This window comes from Flavobacterium sp. ACN2 (assembly GCF_002303885.1).
Taxonomy (GTDB): domain Bacteria; phylum Bacteroidota; class Bacteroidia; order Flavobacteriales; family Flavobacteriaceae; genus Flavobacterium.
Window position 1 is genome coordinate 1 of record NZ_MRCM01000004.1, and the last position, 21522, is coordinate 21522.

Here is a 21522-nt window from a genome sequence, read left to right on the forward strand (position 1 = left end):
ACTCACGTTTATCTTATTTATCAAAGAATATGCCAAAATTATAAATTTTTCTTAAATTATCTAATTTCTCGTCTAAATAATTTTTTGTTGAATAATCTTTATGAAAATCAGTTATTTAGTTTCTTTGATTAAGGGTTTGTTTTGTTTTTTAAGAGTATTTCAGCAGAATGGTTTTTGCTTTTTTCTTCAATTTTAACACCTTTATCAAGTCAAAAGGCTATGAGATGAGTTTCATGATCGTTTCAGTGGCTCCTTTATGGTCTTGAATAAACGATTTGCAGATTGCGCTTTTTTCTTCTAGAAAGTTTTTATCATTCAATAATTGGTCAAAAACGGCTTTAAGTTCTTCGCCTGTTGATATGGGCATGCAGCCGCCAATTTTCACTAAATCAACTGCTTCTGCAAACTTCGAATAATTAGGGCCAATTACAATTGGAATTCCAAAAGTAGCAGGCTCTAGTATATTGTGTATTCCTGGGTTTCCAAATCCGCCGCCTACATAAGCAATGGTGCTGTAACTATAGATCTTAGTCAAAATTCCAATAGTATCTATTATAAAAACGCTGTAATCAGATAAATCTTTGTTTTCTTTTTCTGAAAATAGAACCGTTGGTTTCGTGATTTTTGACAGAAGATCTGAAATCTGATCCGGTTTAATATTGTGTGGAGCAATTATGAATTTTATATTTTCAGGCGCTTGATTAATGTATTCGGCAATTAAAATCTCGTCTTTTGGCCATGAGCTTCCAACGACAATTGTCGGCTGATTGTTTTTAAAATTCTCAACAAAATCCAAGCGATTGTCTCTTTCTAAAATAGCATTTACGCGATCAAAACGAGTGTCACCAGAAACAATTACGTTATGAAATCCAATTGATTCAATTTTTTGTTTGGAGCTTTCATTTTGAACAAAAAAATAAGTGAAAGTATTCAGGGCTTTTCTGTAAAAACCGCCATACCATTTAAAAAACATCTGATTGTCTCTGAAAATTCCCGAAATCAGATAAGTTGGTGTTTTGCTTTTTTCTAATTCCTTTAAATAGTTAAGCCAGAATTCGTATTTGATAAAAAAAGCAAATTCGGGATGAACGAGCTTTAAAAATCTTTTCGCATTGCTTTTTGTGTCAAGCGGTAAATAAATGGTCACATCGGCAACTGTGTTATTTTTACGCACTTCGTATCCAGATGGTGAAAAAAAGGTTACAATAATTTTGTGAGATGGATATTTTTCTTTGATTTTTTCTATAACAGGAAGTCCTTGTTCATATTCGCCAAGTGAGGCAGAATGAAACCAGATTGTTTTGTCGTCTGCTTTAATTTTTTCTTCTAATACTGAAAATACATTTTTTCGGCCTTCAATAAAAAGCTTAATTTTCGGACTAAATAGCGCTATGATTTTTAAGAAAAATCCTGCGATGTAAATGGTTAGATTGTATAAAAAAAGCATGTAATTTTTTTTGCAGCTAAATTACATTTCTTTCGACTATTTTCATTGGTTTGAAGCTATTAATAACTATTTTTGTTCCTCCTTTTAGAGATTTCTGCCTGAAAACGGTGTCTTTAATTTTTTTTAAATAGATTCAAAATGAAAAAAATACAAATGGTTGACTTAAAGAGTCAATACGAAAAAATAAAATCGACTGTAGACGCTTCAATTCAAGAAGTTTTAGATACAAATACTTATATCAACGGACCTTTAGTTCATCAGTTTCAAAAAAATCTTGAAGATTATTTAGGCGCGAAACACGTTATTCCTTGTGCAAATGGTACTGATGCGTTGCAGATTGCAATGATGGGACTTGGTCTTCAGCCTGGAGACGAAGTTATCACTGCCGATTTTACTTTTGCTGCTACTGTTGAGGTGATTGCTTTATTGCAATTAACACCCGTTTTGGTTGATGTTGATTTGCATAATATGAACATCGATATTGATGCGGTGAAAAAAGCAATTACGCCAAAAACAAAAGCGATTGTTCCTGTTCATTTATTTGGACGCGCTGCAAATATGGATGCGATTATGGAAATTGCAGCTCAATACAATTTATATGTAATCGAAGATAATGCTCAGGCAATTGGTGCAGATTATATTTCTAAATCTGGATCAAAAGTTAAAGTTGGAACAATTAGTCACGTGGCAGCAACTTCATTCTTCCCATCTAAAAACTTAGGATGTTATGGTGACGGAGGAGCGATTTTTACAAATGATGATAAATTGGCTCACATTATCCGCGGAATCGTAAATCACGGAATGTATGAGCGCTACCACCACGATGTTGTAGGTGTAAATTCACGTTTAGATAGTATTCAGGCTGGAGTTTTAAATGCAAAATTGCCACTTTTAGATGAATACAATCAAGCACGTCGTTTGGCTGCAACTAAATACAATGCTGCTTTTGCTGGAAATGCGCATATCATAACTCCAGATTTTGATGCAAACGAAAATGATCACGTTTTTCATCAATATGTATTAAGAATCGTTGATGCAGATCGTAATGCTTTGATGCAGCATTTATTGGATAAAGGAATTCCTTGTGCAATTTATTATCCAATTCCGCTTCACTCTCAAAAAGCATATTTAGATCCTCGTTATAAAGAAGAACAATTTCCTGTAACAAATCAATTAGTTCAAGAAGTAATTGCTTTACCAATGCATACAGAACTTGATGATGAGCAGATTAAATATATTACAGATAGCGTAATCGAATTTTTAAAATAAGACAATTTTAAGTATTAGCCAAAATATAACCACAAACAACCACGAAATGAAAGTATTAGTAACAGGAGGATTAGGATTTATTGGATCTCACACCGTAGTCGAATTGCAGAATGAAGGCTTCGAAGTAGTGATTATTGATAACCTTTCCAATTCTTCAGAAGATGTTTTAAATGGAATTACAGCAATTACAGGAAAAACACCTTTATTCGAAAAATTAGATTTAAGAGAAAAAACTGCTGTGCAGGATTTTTTTAAAAAACATAATGATGTTACTGGGGTAATTCATTTTGCGGCTTCAAAAGCAGTGGGCGAAAGTGTTGAGCAGCCTTTATTGTATTATGAAAACAATATTAGCAGTTTAATTTATCTTTTACAGGAATTACAGCAAAAACCAGAAGCAAGTTTCATTTTCAGCTCGTCTTGTACAGTTTACGGTCAAGCCGAAAAAATGCCAATTACAGAAGATGCTCCGGTTCAGGCGGCAATGTCTCCTTATGGAAACACCAAACAGATTGGCGAAGAAATCATTACAGACACAGCTAAAGTTACTAATATCAGTGCAATTTTATTGCGTTATTTTAACCCAGTTGGAGCACACGAATCGGTAGAAATTGGAGAATTGCCTTTGGGTGTTCCTCAAAATTTAGTGCCTTTTATTACACAAACAGGTGTAGGGTTGCGCCAGGAATTATCTGTTTTTGGTAATGATTACCCAACTCCAGACGGAACTGCTGTTCGCGATTACATTCACGTTGTCGATTTAGCAAAAGCCCACGTAATTGCTTTGCAGCGTTTGTTAAACAAAAAGAATTTAGCAAAAGTAGAAACCTTCAATTTAGGAACAGGAAAAGGAAGTTCTGTTTTGGAGGTCATTCATAGTTTTGAAAAAGTCAGCGATAAAAAATTGCCTTATAAGATGATGCCTCGTCGTGAAGGTGATATTACTGAAGCTTACGCGAATACTGATAAGGCAAATAATGTCTTAGGATGGAAGGCTGAACTAAGTTTAGACGAAGCTATGGCAAGTGCTTGGAAATGGGAACAAAAAGTGAGGAATAAATAGTTTTTTAAATAAAATTATAAATTTTAAGATCCCAAATTATAGTACTATAGTTTGGGATTTTTTTTTAGCGTATCAACTATCATGAAACAAAGTTTAGATTATAAATTAATATTTGCCTTAGCGGCTGTTGGAATTATTTGGGGAACTACCTTTTTAGGAATTCGTGTTGCGGTTGAGACTATTCCGCCTTGGTTTGTAACTTCAATTCGTCAGGGATTGGCGGGAATCATCATGATGATTATTTTATTGTTTAAAAAAGAATTGAAATGGATTGGGTGGGAAAATTTAAAACATCAGCTTGTTCCTTCTATTTTGATGATTGTAATTGCAAATGGTTTTACAACTGTTGCTGAGCAGACTGTGCCAAGCGGACTGGCTTCGGTAATCAGTGCTATGTCTCCTATACTTATTTTTCTGGGCAGTATTTTATTTAAACTACAAAAACCAAGTTTGAGAGGATTTATTGGAGTTATAATAGGATTTTCAGGAGTCGTTTTTATATTTAAAGACGGACTAGGATCTTTTTTAGATGCCGATTACAGAATCGGAATGATGTTTATGGGATTTGCGATTACTGCTTGGGCCGGTGGAACAATTTATACCAAACTTCATGGGAATAAATCTAAAAATATCGTTCTTAATTTATTTTACCAGTTTACGATGGCTTCGTGCATTCAGATTGTTTTAGCATTTATTTTTTCGCCTACTATTGATGTGAATTTATGGAGTTCTAAAAGTATTTTAGCAGCATTGTATTTGTCGATTTTTGGATCTGTAATTGCTTTTTTTAGCTATAATTATGCTCTGAAACACGTCACGCCAGTTCAGGTTTCTATTTTAGCATATATCAACACCATAATTGCAGTATTTTTTGGCTGGCTGATTTTGGATGAAAAAATTACCATTGATTTTATAATTGCAACAATCCTGATCATTTTGGGAGTTTTTATTATTAATTACAAAAAGAAGGAAAAGAAAGTTTTATAAAATTTGATTCATTTTATTTTGTAAATTTGTAAGATTAAAATGTAGGAATAATGAGTTTGGATAAAGAAAATAAAAAGAACAAGGTTGAAGAACCTGCAGTTGAATATGAAGTTCAAAAACCAAAATTTAAAGGTATAGATCGTGAAACTTTTGATTTTGATGCGGAATTTGCAAAAGGGTTAACGCCGGAGGAGTTTAAAGCTGAAATGTCTAAAAGAATAAAAGCTTATCCTTGGAAAAAATAATTTTTGAAAATAACGTTCTGGAATATTTTGATAATTTAGTCTATACACTTTTTAAGGAAGAGTACTTTGGTTTTTCTGAATCTGCTCAGAATTATATAGATAAAATAGTTGGTTTTATTATTTCAAGTGTTTCAAGTTTTCCTCACAAGAAAACTCCAAAAGCTCTTCAATATTTAGGTTTAAATTATATCTTTTATAAATCTAATGCAAGAACAACTTGGTATATTTTTTTTTGAAAAAAGCAATCAAAATTATTTGATTACCGGAATTCTAAATAATTACAGCGAAGAAGCAAAAGAGATATAAAAACAAAAATCCTCATAAACAATCTGTTCATGAGGATTTTTTTATGCAGTTAATGACTGAAAACTATCACTGCGACTGAATACTAAAAATTAAGCATTCGCAGTAACCGCTTCTTTATCAATTTTATTAATCAAACCAGTTAATACTTTTCCAGGACCAACTTCAGTAAACAAAGTAGCACCGTCGGCGATCATTTGCTGTACAGACTGAGTCCATTTTACAGGAGCAGTTAACTGAATGATTAAGTTCTTTTTAATTTCATTAGCATCAGAAACTGCACTTGCAGTTACATTTTGATACACTGGGCAAATAGGGGCAGAGAAAGTAGTTGCTTCAATTGCGGCAGCCAATTCTTCTCTTGCTGGTTCCATCATTGGAGAGTGAAAAGCTCCTCCAACAGGTAAAATCAAAGCACGTTTTGCTCCAGCAGCTTTCATTGCTTCACAAGCTTTTTCAACAGCAGTAGTTTCACCAGAAATAACTAATTGACCAGGGCAGTTATAGTTAGCAGCAACCACAACACCATCGATAGAAGCGCAAACTTCTTCTACAACATTATCAGCCAAACCTAAAACAGCAGCCATTGTTGATGGAGTGATTTCGCAAGCTTTTTGCATTGCCAAAGCACGCTGAGAAACTAATTTAAGACCATCTTCAAAAGATAAAGTTCCATTAGCAACCAAAGCTGAAAATTCTCCTAATGAATGTCCTGCAACCATTTCTGGTTTAAAATCTTCGCCTAAAGTTTTAGCTAAAATAACAGAGTGCAAAAACACTGCTGGCTGCGTAACTTTAGTTTCTTTTAGTTCTTCGGCAGTACCTTCAAACATAATATCTGTAATTCTAAAACCTAAAATTTCATTGGCTTTTTCGAATAATTCTTTGGCTAAAGCCGAATTTTCATAAAGGTCTTTACCCATTCCTGTGAATTGCGCTCCTTGACCCGGAAATACGTATGCTTTCATTTGTCTAATTTGTTTTTTATTTTTTTGATTGAAAATTAGTTTCAATTGAAAGGCAAAAGTACTATTTTTTTTAGCTCGTATATCCCTTAAACATATAAATCCATGCTAATCTTGAAAATCTAAGATTAAAAGGAGTCAGTAAAGTAATAACCACAGCAATAATTGGAATGATTCTTAAATCGAAATTTTTCTCAAAGAAAAATTGAGCAATACAATAGGTTGCAATTCCTTGAGCAACTGTTAATCCGTAGTTTACATACATAGCGCCAAAGAAATAACCAGGCTCTTTTTGGAATTTATAATTGCAATGGCTGCAGTATTCATTCATTTTTGGAAAACTGAAATTCAGAAAAATATTTTTGTCTGTAAAAACTTTTCCTTTATGACAAACAGGACATTCGTTTTTTAAAATATGAGTTAATGCGCTTGACATGATATTGTTGATTTTTGTTTATACAAAGGTAATTAAGAGCATTATAAAAGTCTTTTTAGTATCTTCGCTTATTATAGCACAATAAAGACATTTTTGATTAAATTTTCAAAAAACAAATTCCAAATTATAAAATGGAAAACGGTGATTTTTATAATCAAAAAAATAAATAATACTTATTTATGAAAAAATATCCCATTTATAGTGTTCAGAATTTTAGCTGTAACGATATTCACCGCGATTTCTATGTCAATACTTTTACGGAGCATTTAAAAAATCACAGTTTTGTAGAAGAACCGCACCGACATGATTCGTACTTAATGGTCTTTTTTACAAAAGGTTCGGGATTGCATGAAGTTGATTTTGATCAATTTGATATAAAAAGAGGAAGTCTTTTTGTGTTACAGCCAGGACAAATGCACCATTGGAATTTATCGGAAGATATTCAAGGTTTCGTTATTATTTTTTCTCAAGAATTGTACAATTTGTATTTCGGACAAAAAAAGATCAACGATTACAATTTTTACCATTCCATTCAAAACCGTCCCGAGATGGTTTTTGAAGAAAAGGAAATCCCGAAAATCCTACCTTATTTCGATTTGTTGATTCAGGAAAATAGTCAAGCTAATAAATACCAATTAGACAAATTATTGAATCTATTGGATTGCATTCATATTGAAGTCGCTAGAAAATATGGCGAAACGTATTCGCATCAAACCCATTCTTACAATATTAAAATCAATACGTTTGAATCGCTTTTAGAAGAATATTTCAGAACCGAAAAACTGCCTTCGTTTTATGCAGAAAGACTAAATATTACGCTGAAGCATTTAAACAGAATTTGCAATGAAATTCTCCAAAAAACAGCCACAGAAGTAATCACAGATCGTGTTATTCTCGAAATAAAAAGAATGCTGATCGATAAGCAATTAGCAGTAAGCGAAGTTGCCTTTAAAGTAGGTTACGAGGATTATTCGTATTTCTCCAGATTCTTCAAAAAACAAACCGGAATGTCGCCGACTGAATTTAGAAACACGGTACGTTGATTTTTTTTATAGCCACTAATTGCACAAATTTCCACGAATTATTTTTTGCCACAGATTAAAAAGATTATTTGGATTTCTAATCTGTGGAAATCCTTTAAATCTGTGGCAAAAATTTCGGCTTTGTGAGAAAAAATTAGTGAAAATTTGTGCAATTCGTGGCAAACAAAAAAAAGCCCTGCAAAATGCAGGGCTTCAATAACCAACCAATTAAATCCGAGAATGCTTAATTAGGCTTGTTTTACAAATTGTAATTCGATGTTTAATTTTACTTCTTCACCTACCAAAACACCACCTGTTTCAAGAGCTGAGTTCCAGTTTAAACCCCAATCTTTACGATTAATTTTTCCTTCTATGCTTAAGCCTACTTTTGTATTTCCCCAAGGATCAGTCATGATTCCGCTAAATTCAACTGGGAATTTTACTGTTTTAGAAACACCTTTAATGTCTAAATCTCCAGTTAATTCATATTCACCATCATTGATTTTTTTGAAAGCAGAAGATTTGAAAGTTAATTTCGGGTGATTTTCAGCGTCAAAGAAATCACCGCTTCTTAAATGTCCGTCACGATCCGCGTTTGCAGTGTCTACTGAAGCAATATCAGCAGAAAAACTGAAATCTGCATTATCAAAACTTTCTCCTTCTGTGATTGCAGAAGCATCATAAGTTCCAAATTTTCCTGAAACATTAGTAAACATCATGTGTTTAACTTTAAAACCAATTTCTGAGTGAGTTGGGTCAATTGACCATTTTGTAGTTGCCATAATTTTATTTTTTTAAATAATTAATTTCATTTTGATAGGACAAAGTTACGGTGACAGTTGTCCTGGAGCACTTAACCTAGATTAAGAAATGAAAAATGTGATAATTTTTTGATTATTAGATTTTGTTTATGAAGTACAGACCTAACAGGTTTTTAAAAGCTGTTAGGTCTTTTGTTATTTGGAATTATTAAGATAATAAGTCAGCGCTCCCGACGGACATTTATTAACTGTCGAAATTATTTTCTCAGTTGTAGATTTTTCTGGAGTAATCCATGGTTTTTCTTTTGGACGAAAGACATCCGGATTGTTTTTGACACAATTTGCCGAATGAATGCATTTTCCAGATTGCCATACAATCGTAACTTCTCCGTTTGTGTATTCTTTAGTTAGGTTATTTGGATTCATGGTTTTAAAATTTTAAGGATGAATTTAATTTTAAAGTCAGACCAATTTCTTATTCATAAAGTTAGTCTTTCTTTTTTTGAAATGGAACAAAAAAAGAAACGATAATAATCTGATTTTCAGATTTATTATCGTTTCAAAGTACAGGTATTAATTGTTTTTGTTTGAATTAATAATTCATCGGAACGTCCATTAATAAAAATTCAGCATCTGTATTCGCTTTAATATTTAAAGTATCAGTTCCTGAAATTCCAACCGCATCACGAGAATTTAATTCATGACCGTTGATGGTTACATTTCCTTTTAAAACGAAAGCATAAACTCCGTTTCCTTCTTTTTTGATTTTATATTCGGTAGTAACTCCAGAATCGAAATTGCCCATATTGAACCAAGCATCTTGGTGAATCCAAACCCCTTCATCATCTGCATTTGGAGATAAAACCTGAGACAATTTATTATGTCTATCGGCAACATCCAAAGTAATTTGCTGATAACGTGGCGTAACATTTCTTTTGTTTGGAAACAACCAAATCTGCAACAATTTAGTCTGCTGATCTTCATTCGGATTAAACTCACTATGCTGAATTCCAGTTCCTGCACTCATTACCTGAATATCACCGTTTTTGATCACTTCCGTATTTCCCATACTGTCTTTATGAGCCAAATCTCCTTCCAACGGAATAGTAATAATTTCCATATTATCGTGAGGGTGAGTCCCAAATCCCATTCCCGCAGCAATTGTATCATCGTTCAAAACGCGAAGTGCTCCAAACTGAATTCTATCCGGATTGTACCAGCTCGCAAAACTAAAGCTATGATAAGCGTTCAACCATCCGTGATTTGCGTTTCCTCTTGTGTCTGCTTTGTGCAATACTATATTTTCCATGATTTTGTCTTTTATTGATTTTGATAGTACAAAGATACGGTCGATGTAAACGAAAAGCACTTAATGTAGATTAAGAAAGATTCTGAGGTTCTAAGATGCTGAGATACTAAGTTTTTTAGGGAGCAGAAGTATCGTTTTCAAAAGACGTTCAGTCCCGCTATCCGTTGCAATCTTTTGTGCCGAACCCCGTCACAAAAGGATTTCCACTTCTATCGGGGCTAAATTAGAAGTTTTAGTTTTCAGAAGAAGTTATTTACCACAAAGTCTGTCATTTCGACGAAGGAGAAATCTTCGCAAGTAATTCTACAAAGATTGGAAATTATAAAGTCTTTTTTATCTTCAAATTAACCACACGGTTTGTCATCCTGAGGAACGAAGGATCACAAAAGAAATTCCGCTTGCATAATCGTCAATCTTTGTGAAGTCTCGAGTGTGACCTTTCGTTCCTCAGGATGACAAGATTGCGTTGAGCGATTGCGTTCAAAGAAAATAATACTTTGCACCTTCGCGTCTTTGCGAGATTATTAAAAAGAGAATTACTTAATTCTAACCAATTTCCCTTTCCCAACCACTTCATCAAGATAATTCGCAGAAGAACTTTTCTTATCATGCATGAAAAAAGGAATCGTATCTTTTTCGATTTGGTCTTTTGGAATACTGATAATCAAATCGGTATTAATGAAATTATCCAGTAGTATTACATTGCCATAAGAAACTTTTCCTTTCGGCAAATATTTGTTATCAAAAGCAAAAATGCTGTCCTTAAAAGTAATTTTATCTTTTAGGATATAGGCATTATCATCTTCAATCAAATAATTGTAGCGGCCATTAAGTTTATCTGTTTTCTGGTTGAAGTTAATGAAAAACAGCGTGATTAGTAAAGCAAAATATTTCATGGCATTCTAACTATATTGATTCATAAATTGCTGTACAACAGCATCTGTATTCTCGTGGCGTTTTTTTCTTTCTAAAACAATTGGTGGGGCAGCTCTTTCTAAGCAATCTTTAACGGCACAAGTCTCACAAGTTACACCAACAATTCGTTTCACCAAAGGTTTTCCGTCTATGAATTTGAATTTCTTTTTCATTGTTGGATTAATCAAAATTCCAACAGAAATACTTCGAATGGTATCATGCAAGAAAGGATCTTTTGTAGCCGATGAAAAAACCAAATATTCGTTTCCGCTATTGGCATAACTCGATATTTGTGCATCAAAAAAATGAGATTTGTTTTGTTTGATCGCTTCGTCAATTGTTTTTACCGAAACCCATCTTCTGCAATAATGTTCGTTGGTTTCATTAGCGTGCGGTTCCTGCTGATGTGTAATATGCAACTCTTTATTGATCTGGTAAAAATCAGAATCGATTTTATGTGACAATCTTAAAAAGAATAAATTTTTCAACTGAAAATCTTTCGGCAATAAATTGGTCAATCTTTGGTAAAAAGATTCGGGCGAAACTTCAAAACTTTCAATTAATTGAACAAATTCTTCGGGTTTTGGATTTTCATTTTCTAAAAAAGAATTGATTTTATCGACAACTAATTTTCTCGGCAATAATAAAGCACCGGCAAAATAAGAAGCATAAAAGTTGTGCAAAACCTGATCGAAATTTTCAAACTTAATCCAGCTAAAAGTCAGTAATCGATCGGATATTTTTAGATAATTATAAGCGATTTCTTTAGCTAAAATAAAAGCTTTTTGTGGAGCGTCAAGTTCGGTAGAAAGCAATAAAGTTTTGCTTGTCGGAACATAAATAGAGCGCAAATCGCCCAAAGCTTCCTGATCTGTAAAAACGATTTCTTTGATCTTGTATTCGTATTCTTCCTTTAAAATCGCTTCCAGTTCTTCAACGCTGATTTTAGAATCCAGATTAATCTGAAAAGACTTTGAAAAAGCAATTACTCTTTCTTCTAAATCTTCAAAATAATTACTATGCGCTTCCTGATACGAACGTAAAGCAGCCAAAAAGAAACTTTCTCGGCTTAAATTATAATGCTGTGCAATTTCTATTATCGTACTAATAAATGCATTGACTTTGGCCGGAGCGTTGGCAATAATATCAATTAAATCGGCTTCTTGGATTCCAAAAAGCTCTAGTGGAATCTCTTTTAAAATTCCAGATTTCAAGATTTCGCCAATCGGAGCGAGATTGTTGTCGAGTTTTAACGACACCATTTGGTCGTAATTCACGTCCAAATGTTCGCAGAGAAGTAAAATTTTATCTGTTTTTGGATATTTTTTTCCCTTTTCAATCTCGTTTAAGTACGATTTTGAAAGATTGGTCAATTTGGCCAAGCCAAAAAGAGACAAGTTTTTTTGCGTTCGAACTTGTTTCATTTTTAGCCCAAAAATCAGCTTTATATAGTCTTTTTCGATATCCATAATCCAAATGTAAGTAATCTAAAAATAATCGCCAAAAAAATATTTTTAAAATTTAGCGAACGTTCGCTTGTTTTGTAAAAAACTTTTTTATAACATTGTATCGTTGAAACTTGTTAATTATGAATTAGTTATGATTAAGTTGTTTTGATGCGATGAAAAGGATTGAATAGAAAATATGTTTAGTCAAATTAAAAATTAAAATCTGCAGCTATGAAAAACCAATTAGAGATTACTGAAATGGCTATAGAATTCCTAGCCGACAAAAAGCTTGCTTATCCAAAAATCTGGACAGAAGAAGCGACTGCGTTTATTATCGAATTGCACAGAAAATTCGAATCGCAAAGAAAATTATTGCTTTTACAGAGAGAACAGAAACAAGTCACTTTTGATCAGGGAATCATGCCCGTTTTTACTCCTGAAACAAAAAGCATCAGAGAAAGTAATTGGACAGCTGGAGAAATTCCTAAGGATTTACTGGATCGAAGAGTAGAAATTACTGGCCCAGTTGACCGCAAAATGATTATCAATGCTCTGAATTCGGGAGCCAAAACATTTATGGCCGATTTTGAAGACAGCACTTCGCCAACTTGGCAAAACCTGATGGATGGGCAAGTGAATTTGATTGATGCCGTAAAAAAGACAATTACGTTTACAGATTTGGTTAAACAGAAATCCTATCATTTAAATGAAAAAACAGCAACGCTGATTGTTCGCCCAAGAGGTTTGCATTTGCCAGAAAAGCATGTTTTTATTGAAGGAAAAGAAGTTTCGGGTTCTTTGATAGATTTCGGACTGTATGTTTTTCATAATCATAAACGACTTTTGGAAAATAATTCTGGCCCCTATTTCTACATTCCGAAATTAGAACATTATCTGGAAGCACGCTGGTGGAATAACGTAATTGATTTTACCGAGGATTATTTGAAACTGAAAAGAGGAACTATAAAAGTGACGGTTTTAATTGAAACCATAACAGCAAGTTTTCAGCTGGATGAAATTATTCACGAATTGAAAGAACATATTGTTGGCTTGAATTGCGGACGTTGGGATTACATTTTCTCATACATCAAGAAGTTTAGAAAAAATCCAAAATTCATTGTTCCAGATCGCGATCAGGTAAATATGACTTCGCCTTTTATGAATGCCTATTCGAATTTGGTAATTCAGAGATGTCATAAAAGAGGAATTCATGCGATTGGCGGAATGGCAGCACAGATCCCGATTCGAAATAATGAAGAAGCCAATGCAGTTGCTTTCGCAAAAGTAAAAACCGACAAAGAGCGTGAAGTTCGAAACGGTCATGACGGAACTTGGGTAGCGCATCCAGATTTGGTTGCGGTTGCAAAAGATATTTTTGATAAAGGAATGCCAACTCCAAATCAGATTCATATAAAAAGAGAACATCGAAAAATTACGGAAGCTGATCTAATTGAACCACCAATTGGAATCATCACTGAAAATGGTGTTCGAAAAAATATCAATGTTGGAGTTTTGTATTTGGCTTCCTGGCTGAACGGACAAGGCGCTGCAGCATTGCATAATTTGATGGAAGACGCAGCAACGGCCGAAATTTCGAGATCGCAATTGTGGCAATGGCTTCAGAATAAAGTGCTTTTGGATAATGGACGAAAATTAGATTTGGCTTATTATCATGAATTGGCTTTAGATGAATTCAGAAAAATCAAAGAAGAATTAGGCGAAGAAAATCATGAAAAACAACAATTTCCATTGGCTGAAAAAGTATTGGAAAGATTAGTTGTAAATCCAGATTTCGTTGATTTCTTGACGATTCCGTGTTACAAATACTTATAAACTTTTAAAATCTGCTCAATCTGCCAGATCTGCGAGCGAATAATTTTTTCCCCGCAGATTTTGCAGATCAGGCAGATAAAATGAGAAAAGTTAGTCCAGTTAAACTGAAAACTAAAAACTGCGACTGAATACTAAACTTACGAACCACTTTAACTAAACTATATTATGAAAACAACAGAAGACAGAATTCAGGAATTGATTAACGATTGGATTACAAACCCGAGATGGAAAGGTGTTGAGCGTCCTTACACCGCAAGCGAAGTAGTAACGCTTCAAGGGTCTTATAAAATTGAGCATTCTATTGCGAAAATGGGTGCAGAAAAATTATGGAGAAAGTTAAAAAGTCAGGATTATGTTGCGGGGTTGGGGGCGTTGACTGGAAATCAGGCAATTCAGGAAGTCGATGCGGGTTTAGAAGCGATTTATTTAAGCGGATGGCAGGTTGCTGCTGATGCAAATCTGGCAGGCGAAATGTATCCTGACCAATCACTTTACCCAGTAAACAGCGTTCCGATGGTGGTTAAAAAAATTAACAATGCGTTGTTGCGTGCCGATCAGATTCAGATTGTAAATAATATTGAAGATAAAAAAGATTATTTGGTTCCCATTGTGGCTGATGCTGAAGCAGGTTTTGGAGGAAACTTAAATGCTTTCGAATTGATGAAATCTATGATTGAAGCTGGAGCTTCTGGAGTTCATTTTGAAGATCAGCTGAGTTCTGCTAAAAAGTGCGGACACTTGGGTGGAAAGGTTTTGGTGCCAACTCAGGAAGCGATAAATAAACTAATTGCAGCACGACTGGCTTCAGATGTTATGGGCGTTTCAACTTTAATTGTGGCAAGAACAGATGCTGATGCAGCTAATTTATTAACTAGCGACGCAGATCCAAGAGACAGAAAGTTTTTAACGGGCGAGAAAACGCCTGAAGGTTTCTTTTATGTAAATAACGGAATCGATCAAGGAATTGCAAGAGGTTTGAGTTACGCACCTTACGCCGATTTGATCTGGATGGAAACTAGTAATCCAGATTTAGATTATGCTAGAAAATTTGCAAAAGCAATGAAAAAAGAATTCCCAGATAAAATGCTGGCTTACAATTGTTCTCCGTCTTTCAATTGGGCAGCAAAATTAACAGTTGCTGAAATGGAAACATTTAGAGAAGATTTGGCTGCAATGGGATATAGCTTCCAGTTCATCACTTTAGCAGGATTCCATGCTTTAAATACGAGTATGTTCGAATTGTCTAAAGCGTACAAAGAGCGCGGAATGGCAGGATATTCTGAATTGCAGGAGCGTGAATTCGCTTTACAAAAAAACGGATTCAGAGCAGTTAAACATCAGTCTTTTGTGGGAACTTCGTATTTCGACGCCGTTCAGAACACAGTAATGTTAGGAAAATCAGCAATAACCGCAATGGAACATTCTACAGAGGTTGAGCAATTTTAATTTTTTTTACCATTAAGATATTAAGAAAGTTAAGTTTTATATCCTTAAAAATAAGGAAGATTAAGTTTAGCTTAATGAATCTTAATATCTTAATGGTTTAATTTTACTTTTTCAAAAGGCGAGCTTTCATTTTACTGAAGAATTCCGGTGTTACACCAATGAAAGAAGCGATTTGTTTTTGAGGAACTTTGTGTACCAATGTTCCGTATTTTTTTGTGAATTTTTCGAAACGTTCTTCCGCAGGTAAACTCAAATTGTCCATTAATCGCTGTTGATTCGCAACTAATGAATTCTCAATTAAAATTCTGAAAAAACGTTCCAGTTTTGGAATTTCAAGATACAATTGTTCCTGATTTTCTTTAGACAAAGAAACAACTTCTGCTTCTTCCAGAACTTCGATGAAAAGCTGTCCTGGTTTCTGTGAAAAAAAACTGTACATATCGCTCATCCACCAGCCTTCGCAGGCAAATGATAAAACATGTTCAACAATATTGTCGTTGATATTGAAACTTCTTAAAATTCCAGAGTTTACAAAATACGAATGTTTGCAGACTTCGCCGGCGTTTAATAAAAGCGTTTTGGCTTTGTAAGTGTTGGTTTCTAGTTTAGATAAAAAAAGCGCCTGTTCTTCTGGTGTCAGAGAAACGTGTTTGGCAATGTTTTCGAGAATTAATGCCATTATTTTTTATCGTCGATTAAGGTAAATGAAGTTGCTTTAAATCTATCTCCTTTAATTTCTCCCGTAACTAAAGCTTTACTGATTGCGTTACAAAAACCTTTTTCTGCGTGTGCATCTCCGTGATCGTGAATTGTAGTTCCGTCCACGAAATAGCTTTTTCCGTCAATGCGAACGGCTAAATCACAGCTTTTACCTTTCATTCCGAACTGACATTCTCCGCAAGAAGCTTCAACGATTGTTGGTTTGTCAAATTTCTTTTTGTCTTGCGCCTGCGCTGAAATTCCAATAAATAGGAAAATCATAAATATAAGTTTTTTCATTTTCTAAGAGTTTACAGTTATTAATTTTGCCGTTTCTTTGGCACGCTCTATTACTTCGTTAATTGGAGTTGAAAGTGTATCGTGGCTTAAAACCACACCCATTCTGCGGTAAGGTCTTGACGTCGGTTTTCCAAAAATCCTGAAATCGGTTTTGGGTAAAGCGGCTACTTTTTCGATTCCGCTAAAAGTTGGATTGGCTGAATCTTCAGATGCTAAAATTACGGCGCTTGCTCCAGCTTTTTCTAAAGTAATTTCGAAAATCGGAAGACTTAAAATCGCTCTCAAATGCAATTCAAATTCGTTAAAATTCTGCGTTCCTGCTAAAGTTACCATTCCGGTATCATGCGGGCGGGGAGAAAGCTCAGAGAAATAAACGCCTTCACTGGTCAGGAAAAACTCAACGCCAAAAAGTCCGGCACCGCCAAGTGCTTCCGTAATTTTTTCTGCCATATCCTGAGCTTCATATAAATCCTTTTCTGATACCAAAGCTGGTTGCCAACTTTCTTGATAATCGCCTCTTTCTTGTCTGTGACCAATTGGAGCGCAAAACAAAGTAGGATTGTTATTTTGAGTAATCGTTAAAAGTGTAATTTCTGAATGAAAATCGACAAAAGCTTCTACAATAACTTCTATAACATCGCCACGCGAACCTGCAACAGCATATTGCCATGCTTTTTCGATATCACTTTCTGTTTTGATTGTCGATTGTCCTTTTCCTGAAGATGACATTAGGGGTTTTACAACGCAAGGAATTCCAACTTCTTGAACGGCTTTTTGAAGTTCTTCGGCTGATGTTGCGTATTGATATTTTGCTGTTCGTAATCCCAATTCTTTTGCTGCTAAATCACGAATAGCCTTACGATTCATGGTAAAGTTTGCCGCTTTTGCTGAAGGAACAACGATAATTCCTTGTTTTTCGTAATCGTAAAAACGCTCGGTACGAATAGCTTCTATTTCTGGAACGATAAAATCGGGTTGGTGTTTGGCTACGATTCGGTCCAGCGCTTCTCCGTCGAGCATGTTGATGACTTCAAAGCCATGAGCAACCTGCATTGCCGGTGCATTTTCGTAACTGTCAACTGCAATTATGGTTTGTCCGATTCGTTGTGCGGCAATGACAAATTCTTTGCCTAATTCGCCTGAACCTAGGAGTAATATTTTCATTTTGGAGTAGTGTATTTTTTGAGTAGTAAAAGTAGGGAAAAAGCTTTTTTTAACCGCAAAGTTCGCAAAGATTTACGCAAAGAGCGCTAAGTTTTTGTTTTTAAGATAAAAAAAACGCAAAGAATTTTTCACGCAGATTTTGCAGATTCAGCAGATTTTGATTTAATTGAAATCTTAAGATAAAAGTAACCATGTAGTTTGTCATTTCGACGTAAGGAGAAATCTCCACGAGTAACTCTACAAAGATTGACATATTGGAGCGGAGTTACTTGCGAAGATTTCTCCTTACGTCGAAATGACAAGATTGAGGAAATTATAATCATAAACGTTCTTATAAAACCGTTTGCGTGAGGGATAGAAGTGGAAAGCCCACAGCCTGACGAAGGAAGTGCGAGGACTTGCAGCGGATAGCCCGACCCGGAGGGACACGCCCAAAATAAAAAGGTTCGCAAAGATTTTAAAATTAATCTTTGCGAACCTTGCGTATTTCTTTGCGCTCTTTGCGGTTAAACTTTTTTAGTGAAAATGATCTTCTTCAATCTCAAATTCGGCATCTTTTTCCCAGATTTCCATTTCACAAGGTTTGCAGTTGAATTTTAGTTTGTATTCAAGCTCTCCTTGTTTTAAAACCAAAGGTTCTTTTACTTTAACACCTACAATGTCTTTTTGGTGAATTGGGCATTTTTTTAATTCGTATTTGATGCAATATTTCGTTGTCATTACACGAGATTTTCCTGGATCCCATTGTAATTCGAATGCTTTTTCGATTTCAGTAACACCGTGGCGTTCGTAGAATTTACGAGCGGTTTTGTTCGAAACATTGTACATGAAATCCAATTTGGTTTCTGGATACGGATGTGACGTTTTTACCAATTGGTGCTCTTCGCGCACGTAATTTGCCAAACGAATTTCTGATAATTGATCGAAAACATTTCTTCTCATTTCGTTGATTTTTGAAATAGGAAGGAACCAGTTTTGAGAGAACATTACATTGATTTCATCGGCGCTGTAAGGTGTAAAACCTGTTTTTGCCAATTGAACTTTAATGTTTTCTTCGATCGATTCACCAGTTTTAGTTTGTTCTTTAGGATGCTCTAATTTTACTGTACTTATGTTTCCATCTTCGTCGGTAGCGATTAATTCAAAACCGTTTTCGTTTTCTGTAAGCAATAAAGTAGTTCCGATTTTACGGATCGCGCTGTCTTCTCTTTCAACAATTTTGATGAAAGCAGCGTCGTTGTTTCTGTAGATGAAAGTCCCGTCTTTGATTTCTTTTAGAACGTTTGGATATACTTTTCCGTTTTCGGCTTTGTTTACGTAGATTCCGTCAGCTTCATTATTTTCGTTGATAAAGCAAAGTCCGTCACCGTTGTTCAATAATTCGCCGTTTTCGATTTCGTAAGCGTTTCCAATAGTTCTAATTAATTTACCGATATATTGTCCTTTTGATTTTGGGCTTTCCCAAGAACCAATAGAACTGTGTCTTTCGTTTACGAAATAATCGGTATAACCACGATTGAAGGTTCTGCTTAAAGTAGAATCAAAAGTATACGTGCATTTTCCTGAAGAGGCTTTAATGTATTTATCACTTCCTTCTAAATAGCTGTCTAGTTTTTGACGTAAATAAGATACGTTATTTTTAACATAAGCAACGTCTTTTAATCTTCCTTCGATTTTGAAAGAAACGATTCCAGCTTCAATCAAATTCGGAATCTGATCTGAAACATCTAAATCTTTTATAGAAAGCAAGTGACTGTTTCGGATTAAAGTATCTCCGTTTCCATCGATTAGGTTATAAGGTAAACGGCAGTTTTGCGCGCATGAACCACGGTTAGCGCTTCGTTCTCCGTTGGCCACACTCATATAACAGTTTCCGCTAAAAGAAACACATAAAGCTCCGGTTACGAAAAACTCTAGTTCAACATCAGCTTCGTCGTATATTGTTTTAATTTGATGCAAGTTTAATTCACGTGCTAAAACGACACGTTTGATTCCAGCATCTTTAAGGAATTTAATTTTATCTGCATCACGATTATTGGCTTGTGTACTGGCGTGAAGCACAATAGGAGGTAAGTCCATTTCCATAATCGCCATATCTTGAATGATCAGGGCGTCGACACCAATATCGTACAATTCCCAGATCATGGCACGACAAGTTTCTAATTCATTGTCGTACAAAATGGTATTCATAACCACAAAAACCTGTGCGTTAAATAAGTGCGCGTATTTTACCAGTTCTGCCACATCTTCAATAGAATTGTTGGCGTTAGAACGTGCACCAAACTGTGGCGCACCAATATATACAGCATCAGCGCCACTGTTTATGGCGGCGATTCCTCCAATTAAATCTCTAGCAGGAGCTAATATTTCGATTTTCTTCTTCATTTCTAAAACTTTAGACTTTTGTGGTATTCCCGAAAAAAAGTGTGCAAAGGTCTAATAAATTATTCGAGTTTGCTAGTGATGAAGCGATTTTTTTGAAATTGTTAACTTAATATGGAATGATTTAATTTTAATTTTTGATTAAGAAAGATAATTAATCGAGCGGGAAATTATACCCAAGTGCGAATACGGCGGTAGACTGTTTTGCAGCTGGATGAAAATACCCAGAAATTCCGATTTCGAAATTATTATGTCTGCCGACAGCCAATCCAATACTAAATGGAATATGTAGTAAAACATCGCTTTTATTAAAATTAACGTTTGGTGTAAAGGTCTCGAATTTGCCAATCGACGTTCCGATACCACCTTCAATAAATGGAGCGACCCATGGAATTGGTGCACAAAGACGAACTTTTCCTCCCATCAAAAAAGCATTAGTTGTTACTTTATATTGAGGTTGATTTTGCAGATTTTGATCTTTATCAACAGATTCAAAAATGGCACCAGCGTACGGTCTTATACTAAACCATGATTTTAGTCCTATAATATATTCGCCTTGAAGATAAAGGCCTCCTCCCATAACATCTACTTCATCCTGGCTTCCATAATCTTCGATATAATAAGAAGAACTTGATCCGTAACCTATTGATGCTTTAATGAAGTTACCTGTTGCTTGAGCTCTTAAATGATTAGAAAAGAGGCTGATAAAGAGAACAAATGTAAATAGAAAGCGCATCATAAATTTTGTTAGATTTTATTTGATTAGTTAAGATTTTTTTTGCGCCACAAATGTAAGAATTGTTTTCTTAATTAAGCAATAAAAAAACCGCCCAATCCGAAGACTGAGCAGTTTTCAAAAAAAAAGCATGAATCGTTAATTTGCTCTCATTTTAATTTGTGATAAAGTATTTTGGATACTATTTAATTGTTTTGAAACGATATACACTTGATCGTGTTCCAAATGATTTTCTTCTAGTGCTTTTTTGTATTTTTCAACAGCAGCTTCTTCACCTGTAATACAAGCGTTTATAATTGATTCTGTGTCGCCGCCAGTAAATGCCGATTTAATATCGATCCAAGCTCGGTGTAGTGCGCCAAGTGGTCCTCCGCCAGAGGTATCTGTGGATTTTCCTAATTTGTTGATTTGGTTTTGTAGTTCTACAATAAACAATGCTCTTTCGCGGGCGTACTCAAGAAAGTCGGATTTTATTGCTGAATTTTCTACGTGTTCTGCCGCGTCTGTATATCCTAGTTTTCCATCTTCAAGAATTGAAATTAATCCTTCTAATGTTTTAATGGTTTCTTGTGTGGTTTCATCTGTATGTATCATGACTAATAGTTTTTAAATTAATACATTACAAAGTTGACGATTTCTAAGTGTTATGTTTTATAGGATTACAGTTGAGGTTTTATAATATTGTGGAATGGGAATTTTGAAAGTGCTAATGTGTTTCTCTCGCAGATTTAGCAGATTCAACAGATTTTTTTATTTTGAAAATGAATTTTCTCGTTTTCCGTTTGCGTGAGG

The 21522-nt window shown here is 34.7% G+C and carries 22 protein-coding genes; 8 read left to right on the forward strand and 14 right to left on the reverse strand.

Annotation, left to right across the window (positions count from 1 at the left end):
• Nucleotides 1–217 precede the first annotated feature (217 nt).
• Nucleotides 218–1447, reverse strand: a complete 1230-nt coding sequence (locus BSF41_RS05475) for a 3-deoxy-D-manno-octulosonic acid transferase (RefSeq protein ID WP_095928522.1) — start codon at nt 1445–1447, stop codon at nt 218–220.
• A 138-nt stretch (nt 1448–1585) separates the two neighbouring features.
• Here BSF41_RS05475 and BSF41_RS05480 point away from each other — a divergent pair, with 138 nt between their 5' ends.
• The 5 genes from BSF41_RS05480 (at nt 1586) to BSF41_RS05500 (ending at nt 5247) form a co-directional block, all read left to right on the forward strand.
• Entirely contained in the window at nt 1586–2716 is a 1131-nt protein-coding gene (locus tag BSF41_RS05480; RefSeq protein ID WP_095928523.1) for a DegT/DnrJ/EryC1/StrS aminotransferase family protein, read from the forward strand.
• Between the two features lie 46 nt (nt 2717–2762).
• Nucleotides 2763–3779: a UDP-glucose 4-epimerase GalE gene (galE, locus tag BSF41_RS05485; RefSeq protein WP_095928524.1), complete on the forward strand. Its 1017-nt coding sequence runs from the start codon at nt 2763–2765 to the stop codon at nt 3777–3779.
• Between the two features lie 81 nt (nt 3780–3860).
• On the forward strand, nt 3861–4766 hold the full coding sequence (locus BSF41_RS05490) for a DMT family transporter (protein WP_095928525.1): 906 nt from the start codon (nt 3861–3863) through the stop codon (nt 4764–4766).
• 50 nt (nt 4767–4816) lie between these two features.
• Nucleotides 4817–5011, forward strand: coding sequence for a hypothetical protein (locus BSF41_RS05495; RefSeq protein ID WP_095928526.1), 195 nt, complete (start codon nt 4817–4819; stop codon nt 5009–5011).
• Nucleotides 4999–5247, forward strand: coding sequence for a hypothetical protein (locus BSF41_RS05500; RefSeq protein WP_095928527.1), 249 nt, complete (start codon nt 4999–5001; stop codon nt 5245–5247). The genes BSF41_RS05495 and BSF41_RS05500 overlap by 13 nt, the downstream gene beginning before the upstream one ends.
• Nucleotides 5248–5406: 159 nt before the next feature.
• Here BSF41_RS05500 and fabD read toward each other — a convergent pair whose 3' ends face one another.
• Both fabD and BSF41_RS05510 read right to left on the reverse strand, forming a co-directional pair.
• On the reverse strand, nt 5407–6282 hold the full coding sequence (gene fabD, locus BSF41_RS05505; protein ID WP_095928528.1) for an ACP S-malonyltransferase: 876 nt from the start codon (nt 6280–6282) through the stop codon (nt 5407–5409).
• 70 nt (nt 6283–6352) lie between these two features.
• The gene (locus tag BSF41_RS05510) at nt 6353–6715 is read right to left on the reverse strand and encodes a DUF983 domain-containing protein (RefSeq protein WP_095928529.1); all 363 of its coding nucleotides are present in this window, start codon (nt 6713–6715) and stop codon (nt 6353–6355) included.
• A 179-nt stretch (nt 6716–6894) separates the two neighbouring features.
• Here BSF41_RS05510 and BSF41_RS05515 point away from each other — a divergent pair, with 179 nt between their 5' ends.
• Nucleotides 6895–7758, forward strand: coding sequence for a helix-turn-helix domain-containing protein (locus tag BSF41_RS05515; RefSeq protein WP_095928530.1), 864 nt, complete (start codon nt 6895–6897; stop codon nt 7756–7758).
• A gap of 227 nt (nt 7759–7985) precedes the next feature.
• On the opposite strand, the gene BSF41_RS05520 is transcribed toward BSF41_RS05515, so the two are convergent.
• The 5 genes from BSF41_RS05520 to BSF41_RS05540 all read right to left on the reverse strand — a co-directional run bounded on the left by BSF41_RS05520 (nt 7986) and on the right by BSF41_RS05540 (nt 12191).
• Complete coding sequence (locus BSF41_RS05520; RefSeq protein WP_095928531.1) at nt 7986–8519, reverse strand: YceI family protein; 534 nt, start codon at nt 8517–8519, stop codon at nt 7986–7988.
• A 174-nt stretch (nt 8520–8693) separates the two neighbouring features.
• Nucleotides 8694–8924: a (4Fe-4S)-binding protein gene (locus BSF41_RS05525; protein WP_095928532.1), complete on the reverse strand. Its 231-nt coding sequence runs from the start codon at nt 8922–8924 to the stop codon at nt 8694–8696.
• A gap of 166 nt (nt 8925–9090) precedes the next feature.
• Nucleotides 9091–9807: a pirin family protein gene (locus tag BSF41_RS05530; RefSeq protein WP_095928533.1), complete on the reverse strand. Its 717-nt coding sequence runs from the start codon at nt 9805–9807 to the stop codon at nt 9091–9093.
• A gap of 536 nt (nt 9808–10343) precedes the next feature.
• A complete protein-coding gene (locus BSF41_RS05535; protein WP_095928534.1) occupies nt 10344–10703 on the reverse strand; it encodes a hypothetical protein in 360 nt (119 codons plus the stop codon).
• Between the two features lie 6 nt (nt 10704–10709).
• Nucleotides 10710–12191: a helix-turn-helix domain-containing protein gene (locus BSF41_RS05540; RefSeq protein ID WP_095928535.1), complete on the reverse strand. Its 1482-nt coding sequence runs from the start codon at nt 12189–12191 to the stop codon at nt 10710–10712.
• Between the two features lie 210 nt (nt 12192–12401).
• On the opposite strand from BSF41_RS05540, the gene aceB reads away from it, so the two are divergent.
• Together aceB and aceA are read left to right on the forward strand one after the other, a co-directional pair.
• Complete coding sequence (gene aceB, locus BSF41_RS05545) at nt 12402–14003, forward strand: malate synthase A (protein ID WP_095928536.1); 1602 nt, start codon at nt 12402–12404, stop codon at nt 14001–14003.
• A gap of 165 nt (nt 14004–14168) precedes the next feature.
• A complete protein-coding gene (gene aceA / locus BSF41_RS05550) occupies nt 14169–15449 on the forward strand; it encodes an isocitrate lyase (RefSeq protein WP_095928537.1) in 1281 nt (426 codons plus the stop codon).
• A 103-nt stretch (nt 15450–15552) separates the two neighbouring features.
• Here the strand turns inward: aceA and BSF41_RS05555 are convergent, their stop codons facing one another.
• The 6 genes from BSF41_RS05555 to BSF41_RS05580 form a co-directional block, all read right to left on the reverse strand.
• Nucleotides 15553–16128, reverse strand: a complete 576-nt coding sequence (locus tag BSF41_RS05555; RefSeq protein WP_073407828.1) for a Crp/Fnr family transcriptional regulator — start codon at nt 16126–16128, stop codon at nt 15553–15555.
• Nucleotides 16128–16448, reverse strand: coding sequence for a DUF6370 family protein (locus BSF41_RS05560; RefSeq protein WP_095928538.1), 321 nt, complete (start codon nt 16446–16448; stop codon nt 16128–16130). Before BSF41_RS05560 ends, BSF41_RS05555 begins: the two co-directional genes overlap by 1 nt.
• 3 nt (nt 16449–16451) lie before the next feature.
• Entirely contained in the window at nt 16452–17612 is a 1161-nt protein-coding gene (purT, locus tag BSF41_RS05565; RefSeq protein ID WP_095928539.1) for a formate-dependent phosphoribosylglycinamide formyltransferase, read from the reverse strand.
• A 516-nt stretch (nt 17613–18128) separates the two neighbouring features.
• On the reverse strand, nt 18129–19997 hold the full coding sequence (locus BSF41_RS05570; protein ID WP_095928540.1) for a U32 family peptidase: 1869 nt from the start codon (nt 19995–19997) through the stop codon (nt 18129–18131).
• A gap of 151 nt (nt 19998–20148) precedes the next feature.
• Nucleotides 20149–20733: a hypothetical protein gene (locus BSF41_RS05575; RefSeq protein ID WP_095928541.1), complete on the reverse strand. Its 585-nt coding sequence runs from the start codon at nt 20731–20733 to the stop codon at nt 20149–20151.
• A gap of 135 nt (nt 20734–20868) precedes the next feature.
• Entirely contained in the window at nt 20869–21324 is a 456-nt protein-coding gene (locus BSF41_RS05580; RefSeq protein ID WP_095928542.1) for a PA2169 family four-helix-bundle protein, read from the reverse strand.
• Nucleotides 21325–21522 lie beyond the last annotated feature (198 nt).

Bases quoted from the DNA above. Each gene is read 5' to 3' on its own strand.
- BSF41_RS05510 (WP_095928529.1), bottom strand. From the start codon at position 6,715: ATGTCAAGCGCATTAACTCATATTTTAAAAAACGAATGTCCTGTTTGT.
- BSF41_RS05515 (WP_095928530.1), top strand. From the start codon at position 6,895: ATGAAAAAATATCCCATTTATAGTGTTCAGAATTTTAGCTGTAACGAT.
- BSF41_RS05540 (WP_095928535.1), bottom strand. From the start codon at position 12,191: ATGGATATCGAAAAAGACTATATAAAGCTGATTTTTGGGCTAAAAATG.
- BSF41_RS05495 (WP_095928526.1), top strand. From the start codon at position 4,817: ATGAGTTTGGATAAAGAAAATAAAAAGAACAAGGTTGAAGAACCTGCA.
- fabD (WP_095928528.1), bottom strand. From the start codon at position 6,282: ATGAAAGCATACGTATTTCCGGGTCAAGGAGCGCAATTCACAGGAATG.
- aceA (WP_095928537.1), top strand. From the start codon at position 14,169: ATGAAAACAACAGAAGACAGAATTCAGGAATTGATTAACGATTGGATT.
- BSF41_RS05530 (WP_095928533.1), bottom strand. From the start codon at position 9,807: ATGGAAAATATAGTATTGCACAAAGCAGACACAAGAGGAAACGCAAAT.
- purT (WP_095928539.1), bottom strand. From the start codon at position 17,612: ATGAAAATATTACTCCTAGGTTCAGGCGAATTAGGCAAAGAATTTGTC.
- BSF41_RS05490 (WP_095928525.1), top strand. From the start codon at position 3,861: ATGAAACAAAGTTTAGATTATAAATTAATATTTGCCTTAGCGGCTGTT.
- BSF41_RS05480 (WP_095928523.1), top strand. From the start codon at position 1,586: ATGAAAAAAATACAAATGGTTGACTTAAAGAGTCAATACGAAAAAATA.
- BSF41_RS05575 (WP_095928541.1), bottom strand. From the start codon at position 20,733: ATGATGCGCTTTCTATTTACATTTGTTCTCTTTATCAGCCTCTTTTCT.
- BSF41_RS05525 (WP_095928532.1), bottom strand. From the start codon at position 8,924: ATGAATCCAAATAACCTAACTAAAGAATACACAAACGGAGAAGTTACG.
- BSF41_RS05520 (WP_095928531.1), bottom strand. From the start codon at position 8,519: ATGGCAACTACAAAATGGTCAATTGACCCAACTCACTCAGAAATTGGT.
- BSF41_RS05560 (WP_095928538.1), bottom strand. From the start codon at position 16,448: ATGAAAAAACTTATATTTATGATTTTCCTATTTATTGGAATTTCAGCG.
- BSF41_RS05475 (WP_095928522.1), bottom strand. From the start codon at position 1,447: ATGCTTTTTTTATACAATCTAACCATTTACATCGCAGGATTTTTCTTA.
- BSF41_RS05555 (WP_073407828.1), bottom strand. From the start codon at position 16,128: ATGGCATTAATTCTCGAAAACATTGCCAAACACGTTTCTCTGACACCA.
- BSF41_RS05580 (WP_095928542.1), bottom strand. From the start codon at position 21,324: ATGATACATACAGATGAAACCACACAAGAAACCATTAAAACATTAGAA.
- BSF41_RS05535 (WP_095928534.1), bottom strand. From the start codon at position 10,703: ATGAAATATTTTGCTTTACTAATCACGCTGTTTTTCATTAACTTCAAC.
- BSF41_RS05570 (WP_095928540.1), bottom strand. From the start codon at position 19,997: ATGAAGAAGAAAATCGAAATATTAGCTCCTGCTAGAGATTTAATTGGA.
- aceB (WP_095928536.1), top strand. From the start codon at position 12,402: ATGAAAAACCAATTAGAGATTACTGAAATGGCTATAGAATTCCTAGCC.
- galE (WP_095928524.1), top strand. From the start codon at position 2,763: ATGAAAGTATTAGTAACAGGAGGATTAGGATTTATTGGATCTCACACC.